We start from the raw sequence: 21,627 nt of genomic DNA, 5'->3' as shown, positions 1-21,627 counted from the left end.
TTCCGAATTAGGCTAGGCCTCCGTGGCGCAGCAAAGCATCAATGCTGGGCTCGCGACCCCGAAAGGCTTTAAATGACTCTGCTGCCGGACGGCTACCGCCAACTTCCAGGATAGCCTCGCGATAACGAATGCCTGTCTGAGGATCAAGAACGGTACCGGTTAGTTTGGCAGCCTCCTCAAAAGCAGAATAGGCATCAGCCGATAAGACTTCGGCCCATTTATAACTGTAGTAACCAGCGGCATAGCCTCCAGCAAAAATATGGCTGAAAGAGTTAATCCAGCGGGAGATCTCAGGCTGAGGAATGATGTTGTATTCAGAAGCGATTTTTCTGGAGACATCTAGTACGGCATGGCCTCTTGCATCAGCAGCATCAAAACTAGAATGTAGTCTCCAGTCAGTTAATGACATCACGATTTGACGGAGAGTCGCCATACCATTTTGGAAATTTTTAGCAGCGAGCATCTTTTCAAATAACTCGCGAGGCAAGGGCTTTCCTGTTTCTGCATGTGCTGTCATCTTCTCAAGCACTTCCCACTCCCAGCAGAAATTTTCCATAAATTGACTTGGCAGTTCCACTGCATCCCATTCCACGCCATTGATCCCCGAAACGCCGAGAGCGCTCACTTGGGTCAGAAGATGATGCAGGCCGTGACCACTTTCATGGAAGAGGGTAATGACATCATCATGGGTAATAGTTGGCAGACGCAATACCCCATCTACTTTGACGGGCGGAGCAAAATTGCAAACGAGATAGGCTACGGGCACTTGGATCTCGCCATTAGGCAGCTCTCGACGTCCACGGGCATCATCCATCCATGCGCCACCACGCTTACCAGTTCGGGCATAGGGGTCTAAATAAAAATAGGCACGCAGATTTCCATCTAAATCTTTAACAGCAAAAGATTGGACATCGCTATGCCACGTTGGTAAATCAGATGCTTCAATCTTGACGCCGAATAAAGTTTGAATCAGACCGAATAATCCATCTAATACCTTAGGTAATGGGAAGTATTGTTTGAGTTCATTTTCAGAAAAGGAGTAACGCGCTTGCTTTAATCGCTCAGCGGCGAACGGTACATCCCAAGGCTCTAGGCCATCCATGAAGCCAAGTTCAGTTTTGGCGAATGCACAAAGCTCTTCCCAGTCTTTTTGAGCAAAAGGCTTGGCTTTATTGGCAAAGGTGCATAAAAAAGAATCTACCTCGTCAACACTCTTTGCCATTTTGGGAGCTATGCTTAATGCAGCGTAGTTGGCAAAACCAAGCATGCGGGCCTCTTCATCGCGCAGCCGCAATTGATCCAACATATTGTGTGTGTTATCCCACTCCAGCTTGCCCTGACCATACTCTGGAGAAAGCTCAGAGGACCGTGTGACATAGGCCTGATACATGAGACGACGTAATGCGCGATTTTCGGAATACTGCAGGACTGGATAGTAGGAAGGGAAGTGAAGGGTAAATGCCCAGCCTTTCAATTGTTTTTGTTCGGCGGTATCGGCGGCTGCAGCAATTGCATCTTCTGGAAGCCCAGCTAAATCGGACTTATTTGTGATGACATGAATAAAAGCATCGGTTGCATCTAACACATGATCTGAGAAGGCCTTGCCTAATACTGCTTGCTCATCCTGAATTTGCGCAAAGCGTGGCTTATCGGCGTCGCTTAATTCGGCACCACCTAAACGAAAATCTCGCAAAGAGTTCTCAATCACTTTCTGCTGGGCGTGATCAAGCTTTAAATAGTCGCTACTATTTTTGAGGTCCTTAAACTTTTGATACAGCGCTAAGTTTTGTCCTAGACTGGAAAAAAATGCAGTTACCTTTGGGAGCATTTCACCGTAAGCATTGCGCAGGTCTGGATTATCGGCAACGCTATTGAGATGAGAAATGACTCCCCATGATCTTCCCAATGCCTCAGTGGCATCCTCTAAAGGTTCAGCAAGTTTGTTCCAGCTTGGAAGTGTTGCTGGGTTAGTGGCAGTATCTACCGCTTCTTGTGCCTGTTTAAGTAAGTACTCAATGGCAGGACCAATATGCTCAGGCTTGACTTCTGAGTAAGAGGCAATGCCGCGTCCAAAGGTGAGAAGCGGATTATTTTGCAATGAAGTTGGCAGCGAACCGAGCGCTACTTGAGAATGGGATGTAGTCATCCCTCTAGCTTAATGGACTGGGAGTATTTTTGCTAAATACCCCAGTAAATGCCTTAAGGTTTAGCGGCCTTTTCAGCTGCTTCTAGGGTATTCATCAGAAGCATGGTGATGGTCATGGGGCCAACGCCACCAGGAACTGGGGTGATCCAGCCAGCCACATACTTGGCTGCATCAAAATCGACATCACCACAGAGCTTGCCATCAGGAAGGCGATTAATGCCCACATCAATGACAACAGCACCGTTCTTAACCATATCCCCAGAAATCATCTTCGGTTTACCAGTGGCAACCACCAAAATATCAGCATCTTTGGTGTGATGGGCTAAGTCACGAGTCTTACTATTGCAGATTGTGACAGTTGCACCTGCTTGCAATAAGAGCATAGCCATGGGTTTACCAACAATATTCGATGCACCTACGATGACTGCACGAGCTCCACGAATTGGGTAATCGATGCTTTCTAAAATCTTCATGCATCCATAAGGAGTGCAGGGCTTGAATTCGGGTTGGCCAACCATGAGGGCGCCAGCGTTAGCAACGTGAAAGCCATCGACGTCCTTTTGTGGAGCAATAGCTTCAAGCACGCGCTCAGCAGCAATATGCTCAGGCAAGGGGAGTTGCACCAAGATTCCATGAATGGATGGATCAGCATTCAAAGTGGCAATGCGAGCCAACAACTCTTCCTCGCCAAGCTCAGCAGAGTAACGCTCTAAAACAGAATGAAAGCCAACCTCTTCACAAGCCTTGACCTTATTGCGAACATAGACCTGACTAGCTGGATTATCTCCAACCACAATCACTGCAAGTCCTGGCCTTACTCCCTTAGCGGTAACGATGGCGCCGCGCGCAGCAATTTCAGCGCGGATTTTCTTCGAGAGCAGATTGCCATCTAGGAGTTGAGCAGGCATAAAAAATATGTGACTGAAATTAATTTGGTTGAGGATCTGATAAGGCCAAACGCAGTAGGTCAGCGACGGTGTTCACGTTGAGCTTTTCCATAATATTGGCGCGATGGGCCTCCACTGTTTTAATGGAGATACCCAGATCATCGGCAATCTGTTTATTTAAGCGACCGGCAACAATGCGCTCCAGTACTTGGCGCTCACGGCCGGTTAATTTGCTGAGCAAGCTATGGGTAATTTTGCGCTGACTAGCTTGAGAGTAATCAACTCGAGCTTTACTCAACATCCGATCTACCAATGCGCATAAATCATTCTCTTTAAATGGCTTTTCAATAAAGTCAACTGCACCACGCTTCATAGTAGAGACCGCCATGGAAACATCGCCATGCCCAGTGATAAAGGCTACTGGCATCGGTAAGTTTTCACTAATCAATCGCTCTTGTAATTCGAGGCCAGACATTCCAGGCATGCGAACGTCGAGGATGGCGCAAGAGATAGTGGATTTGTCTGTGCTTTGTAAGGATTGTAAAAATCGTTCGGCGCTAGCATGGCAGCGAACGACGTAGCCATTGCTCTCGAGAAGCCAGGTGAGGGAGTCACGAACAGCCTCATCATCATCTACTACGTAGACTACTTCGACTTGATTAGGTTTATTACTAGCACTTAAGTTCATATCGGTTCTCTTGATGCGATTCTATTTAGGTATTTTCCACGGAAACCGAGGATTCTAAAGGTAAGAGTATTGTAAAGGTGCAGCCAACCAGCTTGGTTTGTGCAGAATCCATGATGTTTTTGGCCCATAGGCGCCCATGATGTGATTCTACGATGGAGCGGCAGATATTGAGCCCCATGCCCATCCCATCAGATTTAGTGCTGAAAAAAGGCTCAAAAATATGTTCAATTGCGGATTCGGCAATGCCAGCGCCACTATCGGTTACTTGTATTCTGAGCATGGCGGGGAAGGTGCTGGTATCTAAATCAGCACTGATTTTGACAGGTTGGGCAGACCATCGAGAGGAGAGGGGGTAGGCCTCTCTCATGCTATCTAAGCCATTTTTCAGCAGATTCACTAGCACTTGAAGAATTAATACAGGGTCTAAGTCGACTTCTGGCAGATTATCGGCAATCTCAGATTGAATACTTAAGCGATGACGATGCGCGTCAATTTCCACTAAGCCCACTGCATCGTTGATGATCTCATCGATAGCGCTCGCTTTCCTTTGTGGTTCGCTGCGTTTTACAAACCCTCGGATGCGCTGAATAATAGTTCCAGCCCGGTGTGCTTGCTCAGATGCTTTTGCTAGAGCTGGCAAGATTTCTTTACCTACTGATGGTTCGAGGTGGCCCTCAAGGCGTTTCGCAACCCCCATGCAATAGTTTGAGATGGCAGATAAGGGTTGGTTTAATTCGTGCGCAAGTGAAGATGCCATCTCACCCATAGTGGTCAAGCGGCTAGTAAATTGCATGCGCTCTTCTTGTTGGCGAGCGAGATCTTCGGCTGCTTTGCGCTGGGTAATTTCCGTGGCAATGAGTAGCTGTGCTAAATGACCATCAACCCAGGGAATGAAGCGGGTTCGAACTTCATACCAGCGATTGCTACCATCACTTAATTCAACTTCTTCGGACTCGGACTCTTGATAAAGAAATGGGCTTGGAATACCGGGTGCCGAATCATTTAAATCTTCAGCAACATCTCGCAAAGTTCTATTGTTGCCTTCATTGCCTACCAATTGAAAGTGTCCCTTGGAGTCATCACCAAATTTTTCACGATAGAAGCGATTGGCAAAAAGTAGGCGATCAGTTTCTAAATCTACAACAGATACTGCTGCATCCAATCCTTCTAAAACAGTGGTGAAGCGCTCTTGAGCGGCTGCAAGTTCTTCCCGAATTTTTTTAGGCTCAGAAATATCAATCAAAGAGGTTACCCAACCTGTTTGTTTGCCCTTCTCATTAATCAGAGGCGCAATAAAAGTACGCGTCTGAATTAAGGTGCCATCCTTATGCAAGATAGCACCTTCAATGCCGGTCTTGACGCCATCAGATTGGAGGGCCCGATTCATTTTTTCAACCAGCTCATCTCTTCTGCTATCTGGCCAGAAGGGAAAGGGGGGAGAAAGACCTATGAGCTCTCTTGAGTTCCAGCCTGTCATTTCACAAAACGCACGGTTTACATAGGTGATCCGCTTTTGCATGTCGTGAGCACGGATTCCCACCGGAGTCGAATCTTCCATCGCATTACGAAAACTGGTTTCAGTTTGTAAGTTGGCCTCAGCTTCTTGGCGCACCTGCATTTGTTTTAGTACTGACCATAAACTCCAGATCACGAATACACATAATCCCAAGACCACGCCAATAAGCATGCGAAATGTCAGGTTGGTTGGCGGGGGATAAGTATCAATTCGTAAAATCAAGTTGGGGCTGAGAACGCCGATATCTAAACTTGTTTGATTGCTAAATGCCCGCTTAGGCGTATTTCGATCAGAAGAGATTGCCAGAAGTTTTTCATTATCTGTAAGTAGGGTGAACCGATAGAGGCTTTTAAGCTCCGCTGGAATCACATCCAGAATTCCCTGAGTGGTGTAAAGGGCAGCTATATATCCAATGACTTCACCGCCCACAATGTTCGGAACCACTTGCCAAAAAATATTCTTTCTTTCTTTAGCGAGGGGTTCGTCGCTAGCAATATTAAGAGTGATGAATTGACTAAAGGCAGCCCTACCTGTAACTCGACTGAGTTCAATAGTAGTTTTCAGGCCATCATTAATCAGGGGCGCATTTTCACCTTGATTCATCCAGTCAGTTTTTGTATTGCTGGGGGGTACCGTCCAAAGACGATCATTAGCAGCACCGAGTAGGATGATTCGAATGATTTCATGATTGTTCATCACCAACTCATCTGCCTGCTCGTAAGTAATTTGCTTCAGTTTTCCTTGATCTGTCGCTGCCGCAATTTCGCGGTTGATAGTCATCAGCGTATCTGTATTGTTCGCAAACCGAAGTTGAATCCGTTGTTTTGCAAAAGACAGCTCACGAAATAATGCGGATTCTTGCTGGCCCTTTTCTTGAAGTTGTAGGGTGCCCAAAATGACACCCATGACCGCTGTAAACAGGACGATTGCCAAAAGAGGGGTATAGACCAGCCTGAAACCCCGTATTTTTCGGAGCCATTGAATTGGGCTAAGACGTAAGAGGGAGAAGGCGGAAAATTTCATGAATGTTATTCATTTTGCCTTACCCAAGCCCTAAAAACCGCTTTTGGGTCTCATCAGTCATTTTCATTTGCACTGCAATAAAATACCACATTATGAGAAATATTATCATTATGTGGGAAATTGCTTGTTTACACCCATATAACTTCCTAGAATATTGCCTATAAAGTTAGTAACAAATACAAAAAATCTCATGGAGGCAGTTTATGGCAGCGGTTCCAGAACAAATCTTAGGTAAAACCAGTGCGCAGGATACTGATCCTGTTGAGACTCAGGAATGGCTGCGTGCGCTCGATGGCGTCATTCACAATGAAGGCGCTGAAAGAGCTGCTTACTTAATAGACCAACAAATTTCTCATGCTCGCGTCAATGGGGTAGTGCAGCCATTCCATGCAGAGACGCCTTACATTAATACGATTCCTGTTGAGAACCAAGCGCGTTTGCCTGGCGATCAAAACGTAGAGCATCGCATTCGTTCATACACACGTTGGAATGCAATGGCAATGGTGTTGCGTGCTAACAAAGATACAAACGTTGGCGGACACATTTCCTCATTTCAATCTGCGGCTACTTTGTATGACGTTGGCTTTAATCATTTTTGGCATGCACCATCTCCAGATCATGGCGGCGACCTCATTTTTGTTCAAGGACATTCAGCGCCAGGGGTATACGCCCGCGCATACATGCTAGGACGCTTAAGTGATGAGCAATTAAACAATTTCCGTCAAGAAGTTGGCGGCAAAGGGATTTCGAGCTACCCACATCCTTGGCTCATGCCAGATTTCTGGCAATTTCCAACAGTCTCGATGGGCCTCGGCCCAATTATGGCAATTTACCAAGCGCGTTTTATGCGCTACATGCGTGATCGTGGCTTTATTAAAGATGAGGGCCGCAAAGTTTGGGCATTCTTGGGTGATGGCGAAACTGATGAGCCAGAGTCTTTGGGCGCTATCGGTATGGCTGGTCGCGAGAAATTAGATAACCTCATTTTTGTAATCAATTGCAACTTACAGCGCTTAGATGGCCCTGTGCGAGGCAACGGAAAAATTATTCAAGAATTAGAGAGTGAGTTCCGTGGTGCAGGCTGGAATGTGATCAAGGTAGTGTGGGGCGGTCAGTGGGATGCATTATTTGCCCGCGATAAAAAAGGCATCTTGATGCAACGTCTCGGTGAAATCGTAGATGGCCAGTACCAAACCATGAAGTCTAAGAATGGTGCTTATGTACGCGAGATTGTATTTAATACACCTGAGCTCAAAGCCTTAGTCAGTGACTGGAGTGATGAGGAAATTTGGCAGTTAAATCGTGGTGGTCATGATCCTCATAAAGTCTATGCAGCGTTTCATTCTGCAGTACATCACAAAGATCAACCAACGGTGATCTTGGCTCACACCATTAAAGGCTACGGTATGGGTGGATCTGGTGAGGCAATGAATATTGCTCACCAAGCTAAGAAGATGAACGATGATGACGTCCGGCGCTTTCGTGATCGTTTTGAAATCCCCGTCAAGGATGATCAGTTAGATGACATGCCTTTGGTGAAGTTTGCTGAAGGAAGTCCAGAGCTAGAGTATATGAAGGCGCGTCGCCAAGAATTGGGTGGTTATTTGCCGCAGCGTCGTACTAAAGCAGAAAGCCTGCCAGTCCCAGCATTAGATGCATTCACACCGTTGCTTGAGGCAACTACAGAAAGCCGTGAGATTTCAACAACCATGGCTTTTGTGCGCATGCTCAACACAGTGGTGCGTGATAAGACTATTGGTAAGCGCGTAGTACCGATTGTTCCAGATGAATCCCGTACCTTTGGTATGGAGGGCATGTTCCGTCAGCTGGGTATTTGGAATCAGCTCGGTCAGCTTTACACCCCAGAAGATCATGATCAATTGATGTTCTATAAAGAAGACAAAACGGGTCAGATTTTGCAAGAGGGTATCAATGAAGCTGGCGGTATGTGCGACTGGATCGCAGCAGCGACTTCATACTCTACTCATGGCGTACCGATGTTGCCTTTCTATATCTTCTACTCCATGTTTGGTTTCCAACGTATTGGTGACTTAGCTTGGGCTGCTGGTGATATGCGTAGTCGTGGTTTCTTACTCGGCGGAACAGCTGGTAGAACAACATTAAATGGCGAAGGCTTGCAGCATGAAGATGGCCATAGTCAGCTATGGAGCGGAGCTGTACCAAACTGCATTAGCTACGATCCTACATTCTCATTTGAATTGGCAGTAGTGATTCAAGATGGTATGCGTCGTATGTTGGAAGTTCAGGAAGACGTCTATTACTACATCACTTTGATGAATGAAAACTATGCACACCCAGCAATGCCTAAGGGTTCAGAGCAAGACATCATTAAAGGGATGTACAAACTCAAATCAGCAGGGGATAGCAATGCTAAATTGCGTGTACAACTATTGGGCTCAGGCACGATCTTCCGTGAAGTCATTGAAGCTGCTGAAATCTTGCACAAGGATTGGGGAGTCTCTTCAGATTTATGGGGTTGCCCAAGCTTTACAGAATTAGGGCGCGATTGGAATGCGGTACACCGCAATAACCTATTAAATCCAACTGCGACGCCAGCACTTTCTCATGTTGAAAAGTGCTTGAAAGATACTGTGGGCCCAATCATTGCAGCAACCGACTATGTCCGTTTATTTGCAGAGCAGATTCGTCCTGCGATTCAGCATATGGGCCGTCGTTACGAGGTCTTAGGTACTGATGGCTTCGGTCGTTCTGATACCCGTGAAAAGTTACGTGACTTCTTCGAGGTTGATCGTCGCTGGGTTGTATTGACTGCCTTGAGATCTTTGGTTGATTCTGGACAGATGGATCGTCAAAAACTAGCTGAAGCAATCAAGAAATACGAGATCGACACTACTAAACCAAACCCAATGACGGTTTGATAAGAGAAAAAGAACATGAGTCAAATAATCGAAATCAAAGTACCGGACATTGGCGACTATAAAGATGTACCAGTCATCGAGGTCTTAGTAAAGCCAGGTGACACAGTCGAAAAAGAACAATCCATTGTTGTCCTTGAATCTGATAAAGCCACTATGGATGTTCCTTCATCACACTCTGGTGTTGTAAAGGAAGTCAAAGTCAAAGTGGGCGACAACCTTTCTCAGGGATCTGTAGTGATTACCCTGGAAGAAGGTGCGGCAATATCAGCAGCTGCACCCGCAGCTAGTGCACCAGCCCAAGCTGCTGTAGCTGCAAGCACTGGTGGCGGATCGATTGAAATCAAAGTACCGGACATTGGCGACTATAAAGATGTACCAGTCATCGAGGTCTTAGTAAAGCCAGGTGACACAGTCGAAAAAGAACAATCCATTGTTGTCCTTGAATCTGACAAAGCCACCATGGATGTTCCTTCATCACATTCTGGTGTTGTAAAGGAAGTCAAGGTCAAAGTAGGCGACAATCTTTCTGAAGGATCAGTTGTGCTGGTAATGGAAAGTGGGGCATCTGGTGCTGCATCAGCTCCTGCACCCGCAGCAAGCGCACCAGCGGCTCCTGCAGCTCCAGCACCTAAGGCAGTTGAACCTCCGATTGCTCGTGCACCAGCACCGCCTCCAGTTTCTAATACGGCACCTGCTGTTGATCCTACCTTGAGTCATGCAAGCCCATCAGTGCGTAAGTTTGCACGTGAGCTTGGAGTGACGATTCATCATGTCAAGGGATCGGGTCCTAAGGGACGTATTACACAAGAAGACGTTCAAGCCTTTGTAAAAGCCGCTATGAGTGGCGGTGCTGGTAGTCCAGCGGCTGCCAGTGGCGGAAGCTTGGGTGGCCTGAACTTGATTCCATGGCCAAAAGTGGATTTCACAAAGTTTGGTGAAATAGAACGTCAGCCTTTAAACCGCATCAAGAAACTTACTGCAGCCAATTTAGGCCGTAACTGGGTCATGATTCCTGCGGTCACGTATCACGAAGATGCTGACATCACAGATTTAGAAGCATTCCGTGTACTCACGAATAAAGAAAATGAGAAGAAGGGCGTCAAAATTACGATGCTCGCATTCTTAATGAAGGCTGCAGTAGCTGCCTTGAAGAAGTATCCAGAATTTAATAGCTCCTTGGATGGCGATGATTTGATTTTGAAGAAATACTTCAATATTGGATTTGCTGCAGATACTCCAACCGGTCTCGTGGTTCCTGTGATCAAAGATGCCGACAAGAAGGGCATTTTTGAGTTGGCAAAAGAAACTTCTGAGTTAGCTGCCTTAGCCCGCGATGGTAAGTTAAAGCCCGATCAGATGCAAGGCGCGAGCTTTACTATTTCTTCTTTGGGTGGAATTGGTGGAACTTACTTCTCACCGATTGTGAATGCTCCTGAAGTAGCGATTTTAGGTGTGAGCAAGGCGGCAATGAAGCCAGTTTGGGATGGCAAGCAATTTGTTCCACGCTTAATTTGCCCACTCTCTTTATCTGCTGATCATCGTGTCATTGATGGTGCTTTAGCTACCCGCTTTAACGTCTACATTGCTCAGCTCCTAGCCGACTTCCGTCGCGCTAGCCTGTAAGGAGAGAGATATGGCTAAGCAAGCGATTCTCGTTCCAGATATTGGTGACTACGCAGATGTTCCTGTGATTGAAGTGCTAGTCAAAGTAGGTGATGTGATTGAAAAAGAGCAGCCACTATTGGTGCTCGAGTCTGACAAAGCAACGATGGAAGTGCCGGCAGATGCTGCAGGTACTGTAACTAGTATTTCAGTCAAGCTAGGCGATAAGGTCAGCAAAGGTTCTGTCATTGCTGAGATCGAGGCAAGTGCTGCAGCACCAGCAGCAAAACCTTCCGCAGCTCCTGCTCCAGCCGCTTCAGCACCATCTCCGGCCGCACTCGCGCCTGCACCAAAAGCAGGGCAGTACAGCGGTAAGGTTGATCATGAATGTGAAGTCTTGGTTTTAGGTGCTGGGCCTGGTGGATATAGTGCTGCATTTAGAAGTGCTGACTTGGGTATGAGCACCATACTAGTAGAGCGTTATTCCACCTTGGGTGGCGTTTGTTTGAACGTGGGCTGTATTCCATCGAAAGCCTTGTTGCACACAACCTCAGTCATGGATGAAGTCAAAACCATGGCTAAGCATGGTATTACCTTTGGAGCGCCGAAGATTGAGATTGATCAATTACGTGGCTACAAGGATTCAGTGATTGCGAAGTTAACTGGCGGTCTTGCAGGTATGGCTAAGGCGCGTAAGGTCAAAGTAGTACGTGGTCTTGGCAAGTTCTTAGATGCAAACCATGTTGAGGTTGAGTTAACTGATGGCACTGGCCAAGATCTCACTGGTAAAAAAGAAGTAGTGCGTTTTCAGAAGGCGATCATCGCTGCTGGAAGCCAGCCAGTGAAGTTGCCATTCTTGCCAGAGGATCCACGAATTGTGGATAGTACTGGCGCTTTATTGTTAAAGAGCATTCCGAAGCGGATGTTAGTGATCGGCGGCGGCATTATTGGTTTGGAGATGGCAACTGTCTACAGCACACTTGGCTCCCGTATCGATATTGCCGAAATGATGGATGGCCTCATGGCTGGTGCTGATCGTGATTTAGAAAAAGTCTGGGAGAAATTTAATGCCGGACGTTTTGAAAAGATCATGCTCAAGACAAGAGCGGCCAAAGCAGAAGTAAAGTCTGATGGCATTCAAGTGTCATTCGAGGGTGAGAATGCACCAGCAGAACCACAAACCTATGATTTGGTTTTGGTTGCAGTAGGGCGTACTCCAAATGGCAAGAAGATTGATGCAGGATTGGCTGGTGTTCAAGTAGATGAGCGTGGCTTTATTCCGGTAGACAAGCAAATGCGTACCAATGTCCCCAATATTTTTGCGATTGGTGATCTGGTTGGCCAGCCAATGTTGGCTCATAAAGCAGTCCATGAAGGTCACGTTGCTGCAGAAGCAGCTGCTGGTCAGAAAACCTACTTTGATGCTAAACAAATTCCATCAGTTGCTTATACCGATCCTGAAGTAGCTTGGGCTGGTTTGACAGAAGAGCAGTGCAAGGCGCAAGGCATTGCCTATGAGAAAGGTTTATTCCCCTGGGCTGCTAGTGGTCGTGCGATTGCCAATGGCCGAGATGAAGGGTTCACAAAGTTGATCTTTGATGCAACTACCCACCGCATTATTGGTGGGGGAATAGTCGGAACCCATGCTGGCGATTTGATTGGTGAAGTTTGCCTGGCAATCGAAATGGGTGCTGATGCTGTGGATATTGGAAAAACCATCCATCCTCATCCTACTCTTGGCGAGTCTGTTGGTTTAGCGGCAGAAGCAGCCCATGGCCACTGTACGGATTTACCGCCGGTGAAGAAAAAATAGAGTTTAGATAACTTTTGACTTCTGGAAGCCCTGAGAAATCAGGGCTTTTTTCTTTTGCGGTGCAATAAAAACATTGCCTATCAATAATCTTGGTATATGAGATGATTTGATACATGTCAAAAGTAATTCGACTCCTTCATGGTGATTTTGGTAGGGTAGCGCTCCTTGAGATGGACGCGCCCTTGGTAACCCATGCTCACCATCACTGCCACATTTTATGTAAGGTGGCTGGCCCAGATATTGCTTTTCAGGTAAGAGGACAGCTTTGCCCATTGACGGATGACAATGCAGTTCTCATCAATGCCTGGGAAGAGCATTCTTATCTTCATTTGCCGATTAATGGTGAAAATCCAATACTGCTTGCGTTGTACCTAGAACCAAAGTGGTTAGCATCCTTTAGCAAAAAATTCTTAGCAAGCAGCCATCCCCGTTTTTTTATTAACAATCTATCTAGCTTGGGCGCCCATCAAAAACAGGTATTGGAAAAAATATCAATGGAGTTATGGTGGGCTGATCAAATTACCCATGATTACCTTGAATCCATTTTGCTTGAGCTCGTATTAAGCTTTATGGATGATACCGATCTTCTAACTCAGGGTGATTTGCGTAACTCTGGCAATTCATTGGCATTTATGGATCCTAGGATACGAAAAGCCATTCATATTATGCGCACCTCACCGCAAGGCTTTAGTGATATCTCCATGGTTGCGAAGAGCGTTGATCTCTCTCGATCACACTTTTTTGAGCTCTTTAGGCGCTGTACAGGGCTTTCGCCGGTTGTATTTGCAAATGTTCTTAGAATGGAGTTTGCATTCGATGCTCTTGCTGATAAGGGGGAGAGCTTAATTCATATTGGCGACGAGCTTGGGTTTTCTGCTCAAAGTCATTTCACTAGATTCTTTAAGCAGCATCAAGGGGTTACTCCAAGCCTCTATCGTCAGCAAGTAGAAAAGGCTCCCAAGCTAGACTCTTAGGGTTTTCCTGATATACATAATCGGACTCTAAGGTAAGTTATCGGACTTAGGGGTAAGCATCTTTTTTGCGCCATCATTAAGCTTCTTTCAGCATTAATTATTCTTAATTTAGCTGAAAAGATTGCATTGAAAACAAGTTCAAAATATTTAGGCAAGTCATGTGAGCGTGTAGAAGATACCGCTTTACTAACGGGGGGAGGTCGCTACCTGGACGATCTTCCCTTGCCCGTTGGAACCCTATATGCGGCAGTTGTGCGCTCTCCGATTGCCCACGGAAAAATTATTTCTGTAGATATTGAGTCAGCATTGCAGCTTAGGGGTGTTAGAGCAATTTTGACTATTGATGATGTGCAGGCTTGGTCTAACCCATTGGTTGTTGCTGTTAAAACTCCAATGCGTCAATGGGTATTGGCAAATGACTATGTGCGTTATGTTGGTGAGCCTATAGCCGTGGTTATCGCCGAATCAAGGGCATTAGCAGAAGATGGCGTAGAGAAGATTGTTTTGAACATTCAACCGCTACCCGCTGTGGTCGACGTAGATGTTGCATTAGCTGATACATCCATTGTTCTACATAAGGACATCGGTAGCAATTGTGTTTTGGATCGATCATATCGATACGGTGACCCAGAGCGCGCATTTAATAATGCAGCACGCATCGTTGAGGTGGATATTCGTTATCCTCGAAACTCCTGTACACCCATTGAAACGGGTGGGGTAGTGGCACAATGGCGAGCTGCAGACTCCTCATACGAAGTAACGTCAAATTTTATGGGGCCATTTTCATTGCATGTTGTAATGGCTGCTGCGCTGAAAGTCCCCGGAACAAAATTGCGTCACCACGTAGCCCCAGATTCTGGTGGTAGTTTTGGTGTTAAGCAATCGGTATTGCCATACGTCATCATGAGCTGTTTGGCATCGCGTAAAGCAGGTGCTCCAGTGAAATTTATAGAGGATCGTTTGGAGCACCTTCAAGCTGCTACATCCGCTACATCCCGTCATACGCATCTTCGCGCTGCAGTGGATGGCAATGGAAAAATTCTGGCCTTAGATTACGATCAAATTGAAGATTGCGGTGCATATTTGAGAGCGCCTGAGCCTGCAACGCTTTACCGCATGCATGGCTGTGTGACTGGCCCCTACCAAATTCAGAATTTGAATGTTCGCAACCGTGTTGTCCTTATTAACAAAACGCCTACTGGTCTAGTGAGGGGCTTTGGTGGTCCTCAGGTTTATTACGCACTTGAGCGCTTGATTCAGAAAATTGCAAAATCTTTAGGTAAAAGTCATCAAGAAATAGCTGCAATAAATTATGTTCAAAAAGAGCAGTTTCCCTATCGAGCAGCGGCAGGGGCATTGCTAGACTCGGGTGATTATCAACAGGCTTTAAAAACGCTTGATAGTTCACCTGAATTTAAAAAGATATTAGAACGTAGGGACCAAGCGAAAAAAGAAGGTCGTTACTACGGTATTGGTATTGCATCGATTGTTGAGCCCTCAGTATCTAATATGGGTTACATCACTACCGTTCTTACAAAGGAGCAAAGAGCAAAAGCAGGCCCTAAAAATGGCGCCATCACTTCAGCGTCAGTGAGCGTAGATCCTTCGGGAAATATTGCCGCAAATATCGCTTCAGCGCCTGCAGGACAGGGTCATCAGACTGTTATTAGCCAGTTATTGGCGGATGTTTTCGGCGTCTTGCCATCCCAGATCCAGGTGAACGTTGATTTTGACACTGCAAAAGATGCATGGTCTATTGCTGCCGGAAATTATTCAAGTCGTTTTGCTGGCGCAGTTGCGGGGACCGTATTTTTAGCGGCTGAAAAGTTGAAGGCTCGGATTGCGGATTATGCTGCTCATTTACTTCAGGTTAAGCCTGATCAATTAATTTTTGCAAACGGCAATATATCTGTGGTTGGAGTTGAGGATGGCAGCATCCCATTTTCTAGAGTTTGCGGAAACTTTCACTGGTCACCCGGATTGATTCAAGCGGCCCTAGGGCGCGATACTACTCTAGCGCTGCAAGAAACACAATTTTGGAGTGCAGATGTGCTAGGGGCGCCCGATGAGGATGATCGAATTAATACATCTGCAGCATATGGTTTTGCTCTTGATGCTTGCGGTATTGAAATAGATCCTGAAACCTGTTCTGCAAAGATTGATCAATACATTACCGTGCATGATGCCGGGAGAATATTAAACCCGGCTTTAGCGGATGGTCAGATTTATGGCGCGTATGCACAGGCAGTAGGCGCAGCCCTTTTTGAAGAGTTTGTCTATAGCAGCGATGGTAATTTTCTCTCCGGTACTTTCGCAGACTATCGCTTACCTACTGCAAGTGATGTCGGCGTTCCAAAAATTTACCATCAAGAGTCTCCCAGCCCTTTTACGCCTTTAGGTGCAAAAGGCATAGGCGAGGGTAACAGTATGAGTACCCCAGTTTGTATTGCTAATGCCATTGCAGACGCTTTAGATCTCGAGAATATCGTTCTGCCTGCAACACCCAGTCGCATTCATGCGTTACTTGTGGAAAAAGGTGCTTTGAAGCTTGATAAACCTTCGAGTCAAGTTTCGTCAATGACTACAAATGCTGACTATCCATTAAAGGCACAAGGGGAGGTTAAGTTGGAAGTCCTTCCGGCGGATATCTTTGCCGTATTGATGGATCCAGAGAGATTAAAGAATGTCATACCAGGCTGTGAGTCCATTCATAAAAAATCTATAGCTAATGGTATTCGTTATGACTGTATTGCGGTTGTACGTATTGGTATCGCAAAAGCACGATTTGCTGCTCAGGTTGATTTAACTAACGTTCAAAGTCCAGAAAGTTTCATCTTGGGTGGAGAGGGGCGGGGGCCTTTAGGGATGGCGCTTGGAATGGGTCAAGTTAGGCTTAAAAAAGAAGGCACCACAACCATTCTGATCTACGACTACCAAGCCCAGGTTTCTGGCAAGCTCGCTGCAATTGGCAGTAGGTTGTTGGAGGGCGCAATCCGCTTGGTGTTGGATCAGCTATTTAGAGCTCTTGCAAAAGAGGCCGGCGCAAAACATGAGAGTGTATTTAAAAGCCTAATTACAAAATTATTTGTTTTATTGGGGGTGGCCAAATGAAATCTGCGCCATTCGTGATGCACCAAGCCCATTCGCAATCTAATATTTTGGATTTGCTAGATAAGTATGGTGAGGATGCTCGCATTATTGCTGGCGGCCAAACTCTGGTCCCTGTGTTGGCAATGAGGGTGGCTAGCCCTGACCATTTAATTGATATTAATAAGGTCAAAGAGCTAAAAAATTTCGGCGTTACTGATGATGAACTGCAAGTTGGGGCTGGAGTTAGGCAGTCTGAATTGGAGCATTGGAGCGAGCTTCGTAAGACTCAGCCACTTTTAAGCATGATGTTTCCGTGGATAGCCCATACCCCCATTCGAAATCGAGGTACGGTATGTGGATCGATTGCGCACGCAGACCCTAGTGCCGAGTTGGTTCTTGGCTTGGCTGTACTAGGGGGCTCAGTCACTCTATCAAGTAAGAAAAAGAAGAGGGTAGTGCAGGCCAAAGATTTTTTCTTGGGAGCACTTCAAACCAGTCGCCAGTCAGATGAATTCATCGAAGCTGTCCAGTTTCCTATTCGTGGCCCTCATGCGGGATTTGGATTTGCAGAATATGGATATCGACATGGTGATTTTGCGGTGGTAGCCGTTGCAGTTATTAAAGAAGATGATTTCTGGACTATTGGGTTTGGCGGGATTGATGATGTTGTAAGGGTCTACGAATGTACTGCCATCTCGCTTGAAAAGGTTAAGCAGTTTATCGACGAACTAGCTGCAGAGACTGAGGTAAGAGAAGATCCCACCGCAACTTCAGGGTTGCGTAGACATTTGATGCGCACATTAGGATCGCGCGCCTGCCAACAGGCTATGGAATTTAAAAGTGAAGAAATAAGATGAAGACCCAGCAGGTAAAACTAACTTTAAATGGGGTTGAGCGTGAAGGGGTTTGCGAATCACGTACGACATTGCTGGATTTTATTCGCCATGATTTAGGGTCAACGGGTACCCATGCAGGTTGCGAGCATGGTGTATGTGGAGCATGTACGGTTGAACTTGATGGACAAATCGTTCGCTCTTGTCTCATGTTTGCATGCCAGGCTGATGGCGCAAACGTTACTACGATAGAAGGCATTGCAAAATCAGGAGAAATGTCTGACTTACAAAATGCATTTAAAAAACACCATGCCTTGCAATGTGGATTTTGTACCTCAGGATTTTTACTTTCAGCAGAAGATCTACTTAAAAAGAATCCTCATCCAAGCGAGTTAGAGGTGCGCGAGGGTTTGTCAGGAAATTTATGTCGTTGTACTGGTTATGTTGGAATTGTTGAGGCAGTTTTAGAAGTTGCCACAGCCAGAGCGCGCCAAAATGGAGGAGAGCATGCTTGATCTAGGTCGAACTTTTTTACAGGCTGTTGAGCGTGAGCCTGAAAAGTTGGCGATTGTTGATGGGTCTAGGCGTCACACCTACGCGGAGTGGGCGCTTCATATTGGCGCCATTCAGCAATTTTTTAACGAGCAGGGCATCAAGCGTGGCGATCGGATCTTGACTGTTTTGCAAAATCGCTATGAGGCAGCAACAATTCATTGGGCGTGTCAGATGGCAGGCATAGCTATCGTTCCTTTGAATTGGCGCTCTAAGCCAGATGAAATTGATTACTGCGCACAAAATGCTGATGTGAAATTGGCCTTTGTTGAGGAGATATCGCTCAATAACTACTTGGAATCGGAAACGAGTAAATCTATCTCGGTAATTCTATGTATGGAAAAGGCATCTTTAGATGGATATCAATATTTTGATCAGTTAATTCAGAAGGGGGCTGAGCCTGAGGCACGCGGTCATGTTGAAGATATATCAGTCATGCTTTTTACCTCTGGCACCACAGGTAAGCCGAAAGGCGTTCCTAGAAAGCAGCGCGCAGAGCGTGCGGCAGGCATTGCGCACGTTGCGCAAAATCAGTATGCAATGGGTGAAGTTACATTGGGTGTGATGCCGCTTTATCACACGATGGGCGTAAGAACGCTGTTATCGCTATGTATTGTGAATGGAACCTACGTGGCAGTACCGCGTTGGGATGTGAATAAGGCGTTAGAGGCAATTGAGAGTGAGGCAGTTACACATCTTTATTTGGTGCCAACACTTTATCACGACATGATTCAGTCAAAAAATTTCAACTCAAGTCGGGTAAAGACCGTAAAGAAGCTTGGGTTTGCAGGCGCCCCCATGCATGATGCTTTATTGCTTAAATTAAGTGATGCTTTTTCTCCTGAATTGTTTGTGAATCATTACGGTTCAAGTGAAATTTACACATATACCATCAATCAAAATGCCGTATTAAAGCCAGGTTGTGCTGGAAAAGCGGGCATAAATGCGCGCATCAGAGTGGTTAAGTTGGATCTAGGTTCCGTGCCAACACAGCCAAGTCAAATAGCGGATTGTCATGAAGAAGGCCAGATCATTTGCGATCTATCGGGTGATGAGGCATTCGAAGGGTATTGGAAGCGTCCCGATGCCGATCAAAAATCTATTCGTGATGGCTGGTATTTCACGGGTGATACGGGCTACTTTGATGAATCTGGCGATTTATTTGTTACAGGTCGGGTCGATGACATGATTATTTCTGGTGGAGAAAATATTTCCCCTGTTGAAATTGAGTCTATTTTATCTCTGCATCCATCTGTAAGTGAGGTGGCTGTCGCTGGGTTGAGGGATGACCGTCTTGGACAAAAAGTGGTCGCTTTTATTAGGGCATCAGGGAATGTCGATGCAGACGTCCTAGATGAATATTGCCGTGGATCAGATTTGATCAACTTTAAACGTCCTCGAGAGTATGTGTTTGTTAAAGAGATTCCAAAGTCGCCTGTGGGAAAGGTATTGCGACGCATGTTAGTCGCCGGCGAATATGAAAGAGCTTAATTTTTTACTAGAAAGATCTTATGACTACTATTTTGAAACACCCTTTTAGCAATATCCTCGATAACCTTGATGGGTTCTATGTGGAAATTGATGAGGCTCATCAAAGGGCTGATATTGTTTTAAAGAGGCCTCCATTTAACGTCATACAAATGCCTCAGCGAGATCAATTGCGAGCTGCATTTGAGGCTTTAGATGCTGATGACCGTGTCCGCATCATTGTATTGAGGGCAGAAGGTGAGCATTTCTCTAGCGGTGGAGATATTAAAGGTTTTTTAGAGGCAACATCCGAGCATGTATCCAAGCTTGCTTGGAATATTGCCGCACCTACGCGTTGTACTAAACCTGTAATCGCAGTAAATCATGGCTACTGCTTCGGAGTGGGCTTTGAAATTTCACTAGCATGTGATTTCCGTATAGCGGCTGAATCAACTTTGTATGCTTTGCCAGAGCAAAAGTTAGGACAAATTCCTGGCTCGGGCGGATCGGCACGCTTACAAAAAATGGTAGGAATCACTCGAACTAAAGATATTGTGATGCGCTCAAGGCGTATTAAGGGTCAGCAAGCCTATGAGTGGGGTGTTGCAACCGAATGCGTTCCGGACGCAGAGCTTGCGAGCGCCACATCTAAATTGGTTGATGAATTGCGCGCATTCTCGCCTATGGCCCAGAGAACGGCAAAAAAGATGCTTAATGAAACGGAGGACTGTTTGTTAACTACGGCTATTGAAGTTGAAGGTCATTGCTACAGCCGCTTGCGTAACTCAGAAGATTTTAAAGAAGGGGTTGAAGCGTTTCATGGAAAGCGCCAACCAAATTTTGTTGGTCGTTAATTTATTAAAGGAGACGTAGATAATGAAAAAGCAATTTCAAACAAAGAAAATCGCTCTAGCGGTTACCTTAAGCCTAGGCGCATCATTGGTTTATGCGCAAGCTGGCCCAATCAAAATCGGTGTTGTGACGCCTTTATCGGGCACGTACACACCAATCGGTGAGCAGGTAAAAATGGGTTTAGATCTAGCGGCAAAAGAAATTAATGCAACCGGCGGTATTAATGGTCGAAAAATTGATTTGATTTACGAGGATGAAGAAGCTAACCCCGCGGTTGCAACCCAAAAAGCAGAAAAGCTATTTCAGGTAGAAAAGGTAGATTTTTTAACTGGAACGGTTAATTCGGGATCCACTTTAGCTGTAGGGCAGTTAGCCGAGCGAAATAACAAGCTGATAGCAACAACGGTTTCATTTGCCGATTCAATTACTGCAGATAAATGCTCGCCGAACGTCTTTCGTGTGAATGCTCGCGCTGGAATGCAATCTGCAGCATTGGCAGCATGGGTGGATAAGGAGATTCCAAAGGCCAATATTTTCTTCATTGGACCTGACTATGAGATGGGGCGAAGTACAGTTTCAGCTTTTAAGAAAGCATCCACAGAAAAAGGTGCCAAAGATGTTGGCGAGGTTTTTGCGCCACTCGATAATAAAGACTACTCACCATATTTCGGTCAAGTAAGAGCTGCCAAGCCTAACGTCATTTACACATCTGTGGCTGGTAATGACACGGTTCGTTTATTTACTCAAATGGATGAGTATGGCGTAAATAAAGGTGCAACCATTGTTGGTGCTTCTGGAACAGTCACATCACAAAACTTGGGTGCGATTGGAAAGTCTGCTAATGGATTCGTTACTGGTGTTGGCTACTCTCCTAAGTTAGATAACCCAGCTAATAAAAAGTTCGTAGCTGATTTCCAAAAAGCCTACAACAAGCTTCCTGATCTTTATGGCGCTGACTCCTACGGTCTTTTATATTTTTATAAGGCTGCCGTTGAAAAAGCGAAATCTACAGAGACCGATAAAGTTCGAGCTGCTATGAATGATCTAAGTTGGCAAACTCCACAGGGCACGAAGAAAATGCGTGCCGGTGATCACCAGGCTATGCAAGATATGTTTGCGGTTCGCGTAGAGAATGGCGAGTTCAACATTGTTGGAAGAGTGCCTTCAGACCAGGCAATTGGGCCTGATACATGCACTCGTTTTTAATTAATTAGTCAATTACTCTACATCCTTCCTGTACGGATGTGGAGTTTTTGGCTTGAGAATTTCATTAAGGGATTGGGT

At 45.8% G+C, this 21,627-nt stretch carries 14 protein-coding genes; 10 read left to right on the top strand and 4 right to left on the bottom strand.

Features of this window, described 5'->3' with window-relative positions; genetic code table 11:
- Nucleotides 1-7: 7 nt before the first annotated feature.
- The 4 genes from ICN41_RS03785 to ICN41_RS03770 are packed head-to-tail and all read right to left on the bottom strand — an operon-like array spanning nt 8 to nt 6,260.
- A complete protein-coding gene (locus tag ICN41_RS03785) occupies nt 8-2,146 on the bottom strand; it encodes a M3 family metallopeptidase (RefSeq protein ID WP_216291497.1) in 2,139 nt (712 codons plus the stop codon).
- A 53-nt stretch (nt 2,147-2,199) separates the two neighbouring features.
- On the bottom strand, nt 2,200-3,054 hold the full coding sequence (gene folD, locus ICN41_RS03780) for a bifunctional methylenetetrahydrofolate dehydrogenase/methenyltetrahydrofolate cyclohydrolase FolD (RefSeq protein ID WP_216291496.1): 855 nt from the start codon (nt 3,052-3,054) through the stop codon (nt 2,200-2,202).
- A gap of 19 nt (nt 3,055-3,073) precedes the next feature.
- The gene (locus tag ICN41_RS03775; protein ID WP_216291495.1) at nt 3,074-3,721 is read right to left on the bottom strand and encodes a response regulator transcription factor; all 648 of its coding nucleotides are present in this window, start codon (nt 3,719-3,721) and stop codon (nt 3,074-3,076) included.
- A gap of 25 nt (nt 3,722-3,746) precedes the next feature.
- Entirely contained in the window at nt 3,747-6,260 is a 2,514-nt protein-coding gene (locus ICN41_RS03770) for a PAS domain-containing sensor histidine kinase (protein ID WP_216291494.1), read from the bottom strand.
- Nucleotides 6,261-6,463: 203 nt separating this feature from the next.
- On the opposite strand from ICN41_RS03770, the gene aceE reads away from it, so the two are divergent.
- From aceE to ICN41_RS03720, 10 genes are all read left to right on the top strand, one after another.
- Nucleotides 6,464-9,160 carry a pyruvate dehydrogenase (acetyl-transferring), homodimeric type gene (gene aceE, locus ICN41_RS03765; RefSeq protein ID WP_216291493.1) on the top strand — a complete coding sequence of 899 codons (2,697 nt, stop codon included), beginning with the start codon at nt 6,464-6,466 and terminating at the stop codon, nt 9,158-9,160.
- Nucleotides 9,161-9,175: 15 nt separating this feature from the next.
- Entirely contained in the window at nt 9,176-10,783 is a 1,608-nt protein-coding gene (gene aceF, locus ICN41_RS03760; protein ID WP_216291492.1) for a dihydrolipoyllysine-residue acetyltransferase, read from the top strand.
- Nucleotides 10,784-10,793: 10 nt separating this feature from the next.
- On the top strand, nt 10,794-12,575 hold the full coding sequence (gene lpdA / locus ICN41_RS03755) for a dihydrolipoyl dehydrogenase (RefSeq protein ID WP_216291491.1): 1,782 nt from the start codon (nt 10,794-10,796) through the stop codon (nt 12,573-12,575).
- 113 nt (nt 12,576-12,688) lie between these two features.
- Nucleotides 12,689-13,549, top strand: coding sequence for a helix-turn-helix transcriptional regulator (locus ICN41_RS03750; protein ID WP_216291490.1), 861 nt, complete (start codon nt 12,689-12,691; stop codon nt 13,547-13,549).
- Nucleotides 13,550-13,675: 126 nt separating this feature from the next.
- Nucleotides 13,676-16,660, top strand: coding sequence for a molybdopterin cofactor-binding domain-containing protein (locus ICN41_RS03745; protein WP_216862288.1), 2,985 nt, complete (start codon nt 13,676-13,678; stop codon nt 16,658-16,660).
- Nucleotides 16,657-17,496, top strand: a complete 840-nt coding sequence (locus tag ICN41_RS03740; RefSeq protein ID WP_216291489.1) for a xanthine dehydrogenase family protein subunit M — start codon at nt 16,657-16,659, stop codon at nt 17,494-17,496. The genes ICN41_RS03745 and ICN41_RS03740 overlap by 4 nt, the downstream gene beginning before the upstream one ends.
- A complete protein-coding gene (locus ICN41_RS03735; RefSeq protein ID WP_216291488.1) occupies nt 17,493-17,987 on the top strand; it encodes a (2Fe-2S)-binding protein in 495 nt (164 codons plus the stop codon). The genes ICN41_RS03740 and ICN41_RS03735 overlap by 4 nt, the downstream gene beginning before the upstream one ends.
- Entirely contained in the window at nt 17,980-19,515 is a 1,536-nt protein-coding gene (locus ICN41_RS03730) for an AMP-binding protein (RefSeq protein ID WP_216291487.1), read from the top strand. Before ICN41_RS03735 ends, ICN41_RS03730 begins: the two co-directional genes overlap by 8 nt.
- Before the next feature lie 20 nt (nt 19,516-19,535).
- A complete protein-coding gene (locus ICN41_RS03725) occupies nt 19,536-20,345 on the top strand; it encodes an enoyl-CoA hydratase/isomerase family protein (RefSeq protein ID WP_216291486.1) in 810 nt (269 codons plus the stop codon).
- A 22-nt stretch (nt 20,346-20,367) separates the two neighbouring features.
- Nucleotides 20,368-21,549: an ABC transporter substrate-binding protein gene (locus ICN41_RS03720; RefSeq protein WP_216291485.1), complete on the top strand. Its 1,182-nt coding sequence runs from the start codon at nt 20,368-20,370 to the stop codon at nt 21,547-21,549.
- The last annotated feature ends 78 nt before the right edge of the window (nt 21,550-21,627 follow it).

Origin of the sequence: Polynucleobacter sp. 15G-AUS-farblos (genome assembly GCF_018882445.1) — a bacterium.
GTDB lineage: Bacteria > Pseudomonadota > Gammaproteobacteria > Burkholderiales > Burkholderiaceae > Polynucleobacter.
Note: the sequence above shows the minus strand (reverse complement) of the source record. Positions and strands in the feature narration are given on the sequence as shown.

Coding starts and splice junctions, on each gene's coding strand:
- aceE (WP_216291493.1), top strand. CDS start 6,464: ATGGCAGCGGTTCCAGAACAAATCTTAGGTAAAACCAGTGCGCAGGAT.
- folD (WP_216291496.1), bottom strand. CDS start 3,054: ATGCCTGCTCAACTCCTAGATGGCAATCTGCTCTCGAAGAAAATCCGC.
- ICN41_RS03725 (WP_216291486.1), top strand. CDS start 19,536: ATGACTACTATTTTGAAACACCCTTTTAGCAATATCCTCGATAACCTT.
- ICN41_RS03740 (WP_216291489.1), top strand. CDS start 16,657: ATGAAATCTGCGCCATTCGTGATGCACCAAGCCCATTCGCAATCTAAT.
- ICN41_RS03775 (WP_216291495.1), bottom strand. CDS start 3,721: ATGAACTTAAGTGCTAGTAATAAACCTAATCAAGTCGAAGTAGTCTAC.
- ICN41_RS03785 (WP_216291497.1), bottom strand. CDS start 2,146: ATGACTACATCCCATTCTCAAGTAGCGCTCGGTTCGCTGCCAACTTCA.
- ICN41_RS03730 (WP_216291487.1), top strand. CDS start 17,980: ATGCTTGATCTAGGTCGAACTTTTTTACAGGCTGTTGAGCGTGAGCCT.
- ICN41_RS03735 (WP_216291488.1), top strand. CDS start 17,493: ATGAAGACCCAGCAGGTAAAACTAACTTTAAATGGGGTTGAGCGTGAA.
- ICN41_RS03720 (WP_216291485.1), top strand. CDS start 20,368: ATGAAAAAGCAATTTCAAACAAAGAAAATCGCTCTAGCGGTTACCTTA.
- aceF (WP_216291492.1), top strand. CDS start 9,176: ATGAGTCAAATAATCGAAATCAAAGTACCGGACATTGGCGACTATAAA.
- ICN41_RS03770 (WP_216291494.1), bottom strand. CDS start 6,260: ATGAAATTTTCCGCCTTCTCCCTCTTACGTCTTAGCCCAATTCAATGG.
- lpdA (WP_216291491.1), top strand. CDS start 10,794: ATGGCTAAGCAAGCGATTCTCGTTCCAGATATTGGTGACTACGCAGAT.
- ICN41_RS03750 (WP_216291490.1), top strand. CDS start 12,689: ATGTCAAAAGTAATTCGACTCCTTCATGGTGATTTTGGTAGGGTAGCG.